This window comes from Pseudomonas sp. Sample_24, from assembly GCF_004307605.1.
Lineage (GTDB): Bacteria > Pseudomonadota > Gammaproteobacteria > Pseudomonadales > Pseudomonadaceae > Aquipseudomonas.
Genome location: NZ_RCNW01000024.1, coordinates 1 through 10,352, shown reverse-complemented (window position 1 = coordinate 10,352; position 10,352 = coordinate 1). Strand labels below are relative to the sequence as shown.

General features: G+C 60.1%; 10 protein-coding genes and 1 pseudogene. 8 read left to right on the top strand and 3 right to left on the bottom strand.

Going from position 1 to position 10,352, the window contains the following annotated elements:
- From D8V06_RS01130 to pdeM, 5 genes and pseudogenes are all read left to right on the top strand, one after another.
- Nucleotides 1-275, top strand: a pseudogene (locus D8V06_RS01130) (amino acid ABC transporter permease); the annotation flags it as partial.
- Nucleotides 276-301: 26 nt separating this feature from the next.
- On the top strand, nt 302-1,420 hold the full coding sequence (locus D8V06_RS01125) for a succinylglutamate desuccinylase/aspartoacylase family protein (protein WP_130906841.1): 1,119 nt from the start codon (nt 302-304) through the stop codon (nt 1,418-1,420).
- A 13-nt stretch (nt 1,421-1,433) separates the two neighbouring features.
- Nucleotides 1,434-2,198, top strand: coding sequence for an ATP-binding cassette domain-containing protein (locus D8V06_RS01120; protein WP_056856146.1), 765 nt, complete (start codon nt 1,434-1,436; stop codon nt 2,196-2,198).
- Nucleotides 2,199-2,376: 178 nt separating this feature from the next.
- Complete coding sequence (locus D8V06_RS01115) at nt 2,377-4,863, top strand: ligase-associated DNA damage response DEXH box helicase (protein ID WP_130930288.1); 2,487 nt, start codon at nt 2,377-2,379, stop codon at nt 4,861-4,863.
- Nucleotides 4,863-5,522: a ligase-associated DNA damage response endonuclease PdeM gene (gene pdeM / locus D8V06_RS01110; RefSeq protein ID WP_130930287.1), complete on the top strand. Its 660-nt coding sequence runs from the start codon at nt 4,863-4,865 to the stop codon at nt 5,520-5,522. Before D8V06_RS01115 ends, pdeM begins: the two co-directional genes overlap by 1 nt.
- A 129-nt stretch (nt 5,523-5,651) precedes the next feature.
- On the opposite strand, the gene D8V06_RS01105 is transcribed toward pdeM, so the two are convergent.
- Nucleotides 5,652-5,861, bottom strand: coding sequence for a hypothetical protein (locus tag D8V06_RS01105; protein WP_056856149.1), 210 nt, complete (start codon nt 5,859-5,861; stop codon nt 5,652-5,654).
- A gap of 105 nt (nt 5,862-5,966) precedes the next feature.
- Entirely contained in the window at nt 5,967-6,533 is a 567-nt protein-coding gene (gene dcd / locus D8V06_RS01100; protein ID WP_007940589.1) for a dCTP deaminase, read from the bottom strand.
- A gap of 353 nt (nt 6,534-6,886) precedes the next feature.
- Between dcd and D8V06_RS01095 the strand changes: the two genes are divergently transcribed.
- On the top strand, nt 6,887-7,096 hold the full coding sequence (locus tag D8V06_RS01095) for a cold-shock protein (protein ID WP_002554837.1): 210 nt from the start codon (nt 6,887-6,889) through the stop codon (nt 7,094-7,096).
- A 185-nt stretch (nt 7,097-7,281) separates the two neighbouring features.
- On the opposite strand, the gene D8V06_RS01090 is transcribed toward D8V06_RS01095, so the two are convergent.
- On the bottom strand, nt 7,282-8,289 hold the full coding sequence (locus D8V06_RS01090; protein ID WP_056856150.1) for a DUF481 domain-containing protein: 1,008 nt from the start codon (nt 8,287-8,289) through the stop codon (nt 7,282-7,284).
- A gap of 163 nt (nt 8,290-8,452) precedes the next feature.
- Between D8V06_RS01090 and D8V06_RS01085 the strand changes: the two genes are divergently transcribed.
- Both D8V06_RS01085 and D8V06_RS01080 read left to right on the top strand, forming a co-directional pair.
- Complete coding sequence (locus D8V06_RS01085; protein WP_056856151.1) at nt 8,453-8,806, top strand: MGMT family protein; 354 nt, start codon at nt 8,453-8,455, stop codon at nt 8,804-8,806.
- Between the two features lie 44 nt (nt 8,807-8,850).
- Nucleotides 8,851-10,352, top strand: a 1,502-nt coding sequence (locus D8V06_RS01080) for an AmpG family muropeptide MFS transporter (protein WP_130930286.1), incomplete at its 3' end; no start/stop codon positions are given.

Here is a 10,352-nt window from a genome sequence, read left to right as displayed (position 1 = left end):
TGTATGCCTACGTGATCATGCCTTCGGCCCTGCGCCGCTCGTTGCCCTACTACAGCAACGAAGTGATCCTGATGCTGCACTCGACCACCGTGGCCTTCACCGCAACCATCCCGGACATCCTGAAAGTCGCGCGGGACGCCAACTCGGCGACCTTCCTGACCTTCCAGTCGTTCGGCATCGCCGCGCTGATCTACCTGACCGTCACCTTTGCGCTGGTTGGCCTGTTCCGTCTCGCCGAACGCCGATGGCTGGCCTTCCTCGGGCCGACTCACTAGGGCCCAAGCTTCCTGGAATAAGACAAATGCGCCACCAGATACATGACTTGCTGGCCCCGCTGCCGGGGACAGCACGACAGATCCACAGCTTTCACTTCGGCCCTCAGCCGGCCAAAGGCAAGATCTACATCCAGTCATCCCTGCACGCCGATGAAATGCCCGGCATGCTGGTCGCCTGGCATCTCAAGCAACGCCTGACGGAGCTCGAAGCGGCCGGGCGGCTGCGCAGTGAAATCGTTCTGGTTCCGGTAGCCAATCCGGTTGGCCTGGAACAAGTGCTGATGGATGTGCCGCTGGGTCGATACGAGCTGGAAAGCGGACAGAACTTCAACCGCTGGTTCGTCGATTTGAGCGAGGAAGTCGGCAATGAGATCGAAGGCCAGCTCGGTGACGACCCCCAGCGTAATCGCGAACTGATCCGCAACAGCCTGCGCAATGCGCTGGCCCGGCAGACCGCCGGCACCCAGTTGCAATCCCAACGCCTGACCCTGCAAAGGCTGGCCTGCGACGCCGACATGGTGCTGGACCTGCATTGCGATTTCGAAGCCGTCGCGCACTTGTACACCACGCCCGAAGCCTGGCCGCAGGTCGAGCCGCTGGCGCGCTACATCGGTTCCGAAGCCAGTTTGCTGGCCACTGATTCCGGCGGGCAGTCGTTCGATGAATGCTTCACCCTGCTCTGGTGGCAGTTGAAAGAACGCTTCGGCGAACAGTTCGACATTGCGCCGGGCAGCTTTTCGGTCACGGTCGAATTGCGCGGCCAGGGCGACGTCAATCACCCGCTGGCCAGCCTCGACAGCCAGGCACTGATCGATTACCTGATTCACTTCGGTGCAATTGCCGGCGAACCGGCGCCATTGCCCGACCTGCCCTACCCGGCTACGCCCCTGGCCGGCGTCGAACCGGTGGCGACCCCCGTCGGCGGTTTGCTGGTGTTCACTGCATTGCCAGGTGAGTACCTGGAAGCCGGGCAACTGATCGCCGAAATCATCGACCCGATCACCGATCGCGTCACTGCGGTCCATTGCACTGCCGCCGGCCTGATGTACGCGCGCTCGCTGCGCCGCATGGCCACTGCCGGCATGGTCATCGCCCATGTCGCGGGCACCGAAGCCTATCGCAGCGGCTACCTACTTTCGCCTTGAGGATGCTTGTTCCATGTACAAACTGACCATCGAAGGCCTGCACAAGAGCTATGGCGATCACGAGGTGCTCAAAGGCGTTTCGCTCAAGGCCAACACCGGCGACGTCATCAGCCTGATCGGCGCCAGCGGCTCGGGCAAAAGTACCTTTTTGCGCTGCATCAACTTTCTCGAACAACCCAATGACGGCGCCATGAGCCTGGACGGCCAGGCGATCCGCATGGTCAAGGATCGCCACGGCATGCACGTCGCCGATCCCGACGAACTGCAACGGATCCGCACCCGCCTGGCCATGGTGTTTCAGCACTTCAACCTGTGGAGCCACATGACCGTGCTGGAAAACATCACCATGGCCCCGCGCCGGGTGTTGGGTTGCAGCAAGCAGGAAGCCGAAGACCGTGCCCGTCGCTACCTGGACAAAGTCGGCTTGCCGGCGCGGGTGGCGGACCAATACCCGGCATTTCTTTCCGGCGGCCAGCAGCAACGGGTGGCGATTGCCCGAGCGTTGGCCATGGAGCCGGAGGTCATGCTGTTTGACGAACCGACGTCAGCGCTGGACCCGGAGCTGGTGGGTGAAGTGCTCAAGGTGATCCAGGGCCTGGCCGAAGAAGGCCGGACCATGATCATGGTCACCCACGAAATGAGCTTCGCCCGTAAAGTGTCGAGCCAGGTGCTGTTCCTGCATCAGGGCCTGGTAGAGGAAGAAGGCGCGCCGGAAGACGTGCTGGGCAATCCGAAGAGCGAGCGCCTCAAGCAATTCCTCAGCGGTAACCTCAAGTAAAACCAGCCCCATGTAGGAGCAAAGCTTGCTCGCGATAGCGGTATTTCAGTCGATATTATCCTCGCCTGAGGCACCGCTATCGCGAGCAAGCTTTGCTCCTACAGCAGACATCGCAATAAAACTTGTTGTGTTGCGTCGTGGTCACTGAAAGAACACTTTCAGAGCGCAAACCGCCGGCATGGGAACCTCCTCCAACTTTGCAAAGCAATGGTTCACCGCTCGCGGCTGGAAGCCGTTCGCCTTTCAAAAGGAAGTGTGGTCAGCGGTAAAACAGGGACACAGCGGATTGCTGCACGCCAGCACCGGCGCCGGTAAAACCTACGCGGTCTGGTTCGGCGCGCTCAATCGCTTCGCCCGCTCTTCACCTGCGGTTGAAACAACTCGCAAACGTAAACCCGTGGCCGAGCCCCTCACGGTGCTGTGGATAACCCCCATGCGCGCCCTGGCCGCCGACACCGCCCGCGCACTTGAAGCGCCGCTGCAGGCTTTGCAGATTCCGTGGAGCGTCGGCCTGCGCACCGGCGACACCAGCAGCAGTGAACGAGCGCGCCAGAGCCGACGCCTGCCGAGCACGCTGATCACCACACCAGAAAGCCTGACCCTGATGCTTGCCCGTGCCGACGCGCAAACAGCACTTTCGACCTTGCGCATGGTGGTGGTCGATGAATGGCACGAATTGCTTGGCAACAAGCGCGGCGTGCAACTGCAATTGGCCTTGGCCCGTTTGCGTCGCTGGCGTCCCGAACTGATCGTCTGGGGCGTTTCCGCGACGCTGGGTAATCAGTCTCACGCCGAGCAGGTGCTGATCCCCAACGGCGGCGGCATCAGTGTGCAAGGGCAAACCCGCAAAGTGCTGCGGGTCGACACGCTGCTGCCCCCGGCGATCGAGCGTTTTCCCTGGGCCGGGCACATCGGGTTGAAGATGCTGCCGCAGGTGGTGGGCGAACTCGAATCCAGCGCCAGCAGCCTGGTGTTTACCAACACCCGTGCCCAGTCAGAGATCTGGTACCAGGCCCTCCTCGACGCCCGGCCGGACTGGGCCGGATTGATCGCGCTGCACCACAGCTCGTTGTCCCGCGACACCCGCGACTGGGTCGAACGCGCGCTCAAGGATGGCCAACTCAAAGCGGTGGTCTGCACCTCCAGCCTCGATCTGGGTGTGGATTTCCTGCCGGTGGAGCGGGTTCTGCAAATCGGCTCCGCCAAAGGTGTGGCGCGGCTCATGCAGCGTGCCGGGCGCTCCGGCCATGCACCCGGACGAGAATCACGGGTCACGCTGGTGCCAACCCACAGCCTTGAATTGATCGAGGCCGCCGCGGCGCAGGATGCTGTCGCGGCACGCTGCATCGAACCGCGGCTATCCCCGGTCAAGCCACTGGATGTATTGGTGCAGCACTTGGTCAGCATCGCTCTGGGCGGCGGTTTTCTCCCCGATGAGTTGTACGAAGAAGTCCGCGGAGCCTGGGCATATCGTGACCTGAACCCGGCCGAATGGGCATGGGCGCTGGCGTTCGTACGCCATGGCGGACTCTCCCTGACAGCCTATCCGGATTACCGCCGGGTCGAGCCCGATGAGCACGGTGTGTGGCGCGTGCCGGATGCACGGCTGGCCCGCAGGCATCGCATGAGCATCGGTACCATCGTCAGCGATGCGAGCATTCAGTTGAAATTCTGGAGCAAGGGTGGCGGTGGCAAACAGTTGGGCAGTGTCGAGGAGGGCTTTATTGCGCGCCTCAAACCCGGTGATGGTTTTCTGTTCGCCGGGCGCTTGCTGGAACTGGTGCGGGTAGAAAACATGACCGCGTACGTCAAACGCAGCACGGTGAAAAAAGCCGCGGTCCCGCGCTGGAATGGCGGACGCATGCCCCTATCCAATGAACTGGCAAAAGCGGTGGTCGCCCGATTCAGTGCCGCGGCGAAGGGTCATTATGTCGGCCCGCAAATGCAGGCGATGCGCCCCTTACTGCAAGTGCAACAACGGTGGTCGGGATTACCGACCGAAAACAGTCTGCTGGCCGAAGCCCTGAAGTCTCGCGAGGGCTGGCACCTTTTTCTTTTTCCCTTTGCCGGTCGCCAGGTGCATCTGGGGCTGGCCAGCCTGCTGGCGTGGCGGGCCAGTCAACGCCAGCCGCTGACCTTCTCGATCGCAGTCAATGATTACGGCCTGGAACTGCTCAGCGCCACGCCCGTCGATTGGTCGCGGCAACTCGATGCCGCCCTGTTCAGCGCCGATAATCTGTTGCAGGACGTACTGGCCAGTCTTAATGCCGGTGAACTGGCCCTGCGCCGTTTCCGGGAAATCGCTCGGATTGCCGGGCTGGTGTTCGCCGGCTACCCCGGCGCGCCGAAAAGCACGCGGCAGGTTCAGGCATCCAGCGGCCTGTTCTTCGAAGTGTTCAAACAATACGACGCGGGCAATTTATTGCTGGCTCAGGCCGGGGAAGAAGTGTTGCGGGAAGAGTTGGATATTCGTCGCCTGGAACAAACACTGGAGCGAATCAACCGGATGACATTGGACCTGCATCAGATCAAGCGACCAACGCCCCTTGGCTTTCCACTGCTGGTGGAACGGATGCGCGAAAGCATGAGCTCGGAAAAACTTGCCGACCGCATTCGACGCATGGTCAGCGATCTGGAAACAACCGCCGACACCGGGAAAACCTGATGAGTGCGCCCTATCCGATAAGCCTTTGTGGAGAAGAGCTCTGGCTGCTGCCGGAAAAAGCCGTCTATTGGCCGGCTCAACAAGCGTTGTTGGTGGCCGATGTGCATTTTGGCAAGGCCGCGGCCTATCGAAGCCTGGGTCAACCTGTACCTCAGGGTACAACCCAGCAGAACATTGCCGTGCTCGATGCCCTGTTGAAGGCACTTCCCTGCCGGCAATTGATTTTTCTCGGTGACTTTCTCCACGGCCCCGGCTCTCACGCGACAGCTACGCTCCAGGCGTTGGCCCAGTGGCGAGCGCGGCATCGTGACTTGCCCATGACGCTGATCCGCGGCAACCACGATAAACGTGCCGGCGACCCACCCGCCACACTGAACATTGGGGTGGTGCCTGAACCCATGTTACTGGGGCCTTTCGCTTTGCAGCACGAGCCGAACCCGTATCCTGGGCGGCATGTGCTGGCCGGGCACGTGCACCCGGTGTTTCGGCTCAACGGTCGAGGCCGGCAGCGTTTGCGCCTGACGTGTTTCAGGATTGGCGAGACGGTCAGCCTGTTACCGGCCTTCGGCGCGTTCACCGGGGGATATCAGGTTGAACGGGACGACAATTGCAGGATTTTTGTAATCGGCGACAACGAAATCTGGCCGGTGACCCTGTAGGAGCGAGCCTGTTGAATCGTCGCACCGTCGCGATGGACGCCAACGATGACGCGTGGCAACTGATACTGCGCGGCGTTCTCGGATTCATCGCGAGCAGGCTCGCTCCTACAGACAGCGGTCCGGTGTTGATCAGGCCACAGGCGCGGGAGGCGGTTCGTCCGGAAGCGTCGGCTCACCTGGCTCGGTAGGTTGTTCGTTGGGGGTATCAGGATCAGGCTGGCCGGGAATGCCCCCTGCCATGCTGATCGTCGGGTGTGCCAGCAAGGACCAGGCTAAAACGCCAACCTGATTGGGCTCGAGCCTTGCCAGTTCGGCACTTATTTGCGGGTCGATCTTCATAAAGCACTCCTGAGCGATGGCCCGATCTGCCTTGCGCGGATCGGAAGTACACTCCATAGAGTGTACGCTCGCTCAGGAATTCCCACGGTTTGTCGGACGGTTGACTCAGGTCCGTGGCAGGGTCACGCCACGCTGGCCCTGATACTTGCCGCCACGGTCCTTGTAGGACACTTCGCACTCTTCGTCGGATTCGAGGAACAGCATCTGCGCCACGCCCTCGTTGGCGTAGATTTTCGCCGGCAGATTGGTGGTGTTGGAAAACTCCAGAGTCACGTGGCCTTCCCACTCCGGCTCCAGCGGCGTGACGTTAACGATGATGCCGCAACGCGCGTAGGTGCTTTTACCCAGGCAGATGGTCAATACATTGCGCGGGATGCGGAAGTACTCGACGGTGCTGGCCAGGGCAAAGGAGTTCGGCGGGATGATGCACACGTCGCTGTGGATATCGACGAAGCTGCCGGCATCGAAGTTTTTCGGGTCGACGATGGCGGAGTTGATGTTGGTGAACACCTTGAAATGATTGGTGCAACGCACATCGTAGCCGTAGCTGGACACGCCGTAGGAGATCACACGGCTATCGTCGCTGCCACGCATCTGGCGCTCTACGAACGGCTCGATCATGCCGTGCTCTTGCGCCATGCGGCGAATCCACTTGTCCGATTTGATGCTCATGGCTGTGTCCTGAATAGCGAGGTGGAAAAAATCTGTCCGGCATCTTACCGGGGCGCGCCGCCGGGTTCAAAGCACTGGGCGCAATTCTCGATGATCCTGCCGAAATTACGGACCTTCGAAGCAATACGATGCACCGTCGATCACGAAAACCGAGAAACCTTCGCAAGAAGCATTGGCACGTCTCGGAAAAAGGGTTAAGGTGGCGCCACTGTGCTGCTTGTGTCACTGAGAATCTCTACACGATATGTTGAATTTCGATCCAACCATCTACAAGAATTTTTCCTGCTCTTTGCACTCAGTCTCGGCCAGGGTTCTTCCTGAGTCGCAGTTATCTTTGTTCAAGGAGTTACACCATGTCTAATCGCCAAACCGGTACCGTTAAGTGGTTCAACGATGAAAAAGGCTTCGGCTTCATCACTCCACAATCCGGTGACGACCTGTTCGTTCACTTCAAAGCTATCCAATCCGACGGCTTCAAAAGCCTGAAAGAAGGCCAACAGGTTTCTTTCATCGCTACCCGCGGTCAGAAAGGCATGCAAGCTGAAGAAGTTCAAGTTATCTAACTTGTACTTGCTTTAGTAAAAGGCCCCGCCCTCAAAAGCGGGGCTTTTTTGTGGGCGAGTGTTTTGTCGGCCAAGAGCTTTTGATTGCGCTGACGCCATCGCGGGCAAGCCTCGCTCCTGCAGATATCCAATGACTCTGTAGAAACGAGGCTTGCCTGCGATGGGTTCTTGAAGTGGAAGCGGGTTTACCAGGTCACACCAAATCCAGCGGTGTAGCGGGTCTTGTCCAGGTCGGCTTCTTGCGTACCGTCGACGATGTCGCGCTCAGCCTTGAGATTGAGAGAAGCCCAATCCGTCACCTTATAGCGCAAGCCCATCTCGGCATCCAGCGCATACTCGGCCACGCCGGACAGTGGCTTGCCCACCTCGCCATTGGTGAAGAACTCGACTTTCTTGCCGATCAGGTAGCGGTTGTAATCCCACTTCATCGCCACGGAATAAAAGTTGTCCTTACTACCGTCGGCAAATTGATAATCCGTGCGGTTGATCAGCGAGCCGAGGGAGAACGCCCCCAGCTCGTTATCCCAGAACTGGTAACCCGGACCGGTACCGACCGTGCGTTGACGGGACAGGTCTTCAACCTTGTCCCGCTTATAGACCAGTCGACCCTGCCAGAACCACTTTTCGGTCAGGAAGCGGTCGAGGGAGTACTCGGCCCGCCAATTGTCCGTAGTCACCACATCGTCCTGGAACTCGCGGTTGTACTCGCCTTCCGCAATGTGGCGCCAGCGACCATGACGCGCGGATGTCTTGAAGTCGACATCGTAATCGTCGGTGTCCTTGTCGGCGCGCTGGTAATCCAGAGCTGCATCAATGTTGCCTTTCCAGACCAGATCCTCGACGACAGGCTTGGGCTTGAGCATCTGCTGAATGCTCGCCAACTCCACCGTCTTGGGCGCATCACCGTTGGCCAGAGTTACCTTGCCATCCTCCGCCGCGTGCAACGACTTGGCCACCTCCCCGGTGTAGGCATCCTGCTTGACCAGCAGATGTTGATCGCTCTCCAGGGTTTTCACCTTGTTCCAGTCGATCGGCACGGCACCGGCATACTCGGTCTGAACCAGCAGCTTGCCGCCATCGAACAGGATGATCTTGCCGCTCAACTTGTCACCGTTCTTCAACCAGACGGTATCCGCGAGCAAAGGAGTGGAGGCACTGACGACAGCGAGGCACAGCAGGGTTCTGGACAACATAAGCAAATACAGGCTCAGGTTCGCGAAAAAAAGTCGGCATTATCCGCAGGAATAAGGCCCTAGCAAGGACTGACCCGACTATTTCTATTGAGTTCATTTCTCAATTGGCGATCGAGGATTTACTCTACGGACGGTACTGTAATTTTTTTCAGGGACTGCGCACGTGACCGAAACAGAAGCTGAACCCGAAAGCGCAGCGCAAATCCGACGCACGGCGCTCTATCTGACCCTGGCCCAAGTGCCCGAAGGCAAAGTGGTGAGCTACGGTCAGTTGGCGGAGTTGGCCGGTTTGGGCCGGGCCGCGCGCTGGGTCGGACGGACCCTGAGCCAACTGCCCGCAGACAGCAAGCTACCCTGGCACCGCGTACTTGGCGCCGGAGGGCGCATCAGCCTCCCCGTTGGCAGCCCGTCGGGGGATGAACAACGCGCGCGATTGCGCATGGAGGGCATCAGTATCCTGAATAATCGTGTTGATATTCAGCGCCATGGGTGGCGCCCGGTAGAGCACAGCGGTTAGAGTGCGCGCTTTGTTTCCGTATTTCTTGAGGCAGACTCCAGCCCATGCCCCGTAAAACCTGGCGCGCCGCGCTCGCTGCCTATGCCAGCCCCTCGACGCTTGTACTGCTATTGCTGGGTTTCGCCGCCGGCCTGCCCTACATGCTGGTGTTCTCGACGCTTTCCGTCTGGCTGCGTGAAGCCGGCGTGGCGCGCGAGACCATCGGCTACGCCAGCCTGATCGGCCTGGCCTACGCCTTCAAATGGGTCTGGTCGCCCTTGCTCGACCAATGGCGCCTGCCCTTGCTCGGCAAGCTCGGTCGTCGACGTTCCTGGCTGGTGCTTTCCCAGGCACTGGTGATCCTCGGCCTGGTCGGCATGGGCTTTTGCGACCCGCAAAAACATTTGTCCTGGCTGATCGCCATCGCTGTAGTGGTCGCGTTCGCCTCGGCGACGCAGGATATTGCGGTTGACGCCTATCGCCTGGAAATCGCCGAAGACAATCGCCAGGCTGCCCTGGCCGCCAGCTACATGTCCGGTTATCGAATCGCGGCGCTGCTGGCCACGGCCGGCGCGCTGTTCTTCGCCGAAGGTTTCGGCTCCACCGGCTTCAACTACAAGCACTCCGCCTGGGCCGGCACGTACCTGCTGTTCGGCGCCTTGATGGTTCCGGCGCTGCTGACCTCGTTGTTCATGCGCGAACCGCCCGTGCCGCTGCGCACGCAATTGCAGGCCGGACGCTACAGTTTCGTGCATCAATTGGCCTCGGTGTTCGTTCTGATCGTACTGCTGGTTTCCGTGCCGGCCATGTTCACCCAGCTCTACAACACCGACTTCGCCAGCGTGCTGTTCGAAGGTGTGAGCCCGCTTGACCTGCTGCTCCAGGACCGCGCCTTCCTGCGGGCAATCCTCTACACCACGCTCACCGCCCTGTGCCTGTCAGCCATGGGCCGTCGCGGGCTGGCGCCGGTGCTGACTCCGGTCAACGACTTCATTCTTCGCTATCGCTGGCAAGCGCTGCTGCTGCTTGGCCTGATCGCCACTTACCGGATGTCCGACACGGTCATGGGCGTGATGGCCAACGTGTTCTATATCGACCAAGGTTTCACCAAAGACCAGATCGCCAGCGTCAGCAAGATCTTTGGCCTGATCATGACCCTGGTGGGTGCCGGCATGGGTGGCCTGCTGATCGTGCGTTTCGGCATCCTGCCGATCCTGTTCATCGGCGGCGTGGCCTCCGCTGGGACCAACATCCTGTTCCTGATGCTCGCCGACATGGGTGCCAACCTGAACATGCTGGTATTGACCATTTCACTGGACAACTTCAGTTCCGGCCTTGCGACCTCGGCATTCGTGGCCTATCTGTCGAGCCTGACCAACCTCAAATTCTCCGCCACCCAATACGCCCTGCTCAGCTCGATCATGCTCTTGCTGCCGCGCCTGATCGGCGGTTACTCCGGGGTCATGGTGGAAAAATTCGGCTACCACAATTTCTTCCTGATCACTGCCCTGCTGGGTGTTCCGACGCTGCTGCTGATCGCCTTGCACTGGTTCCAGGAAAGTCGCCG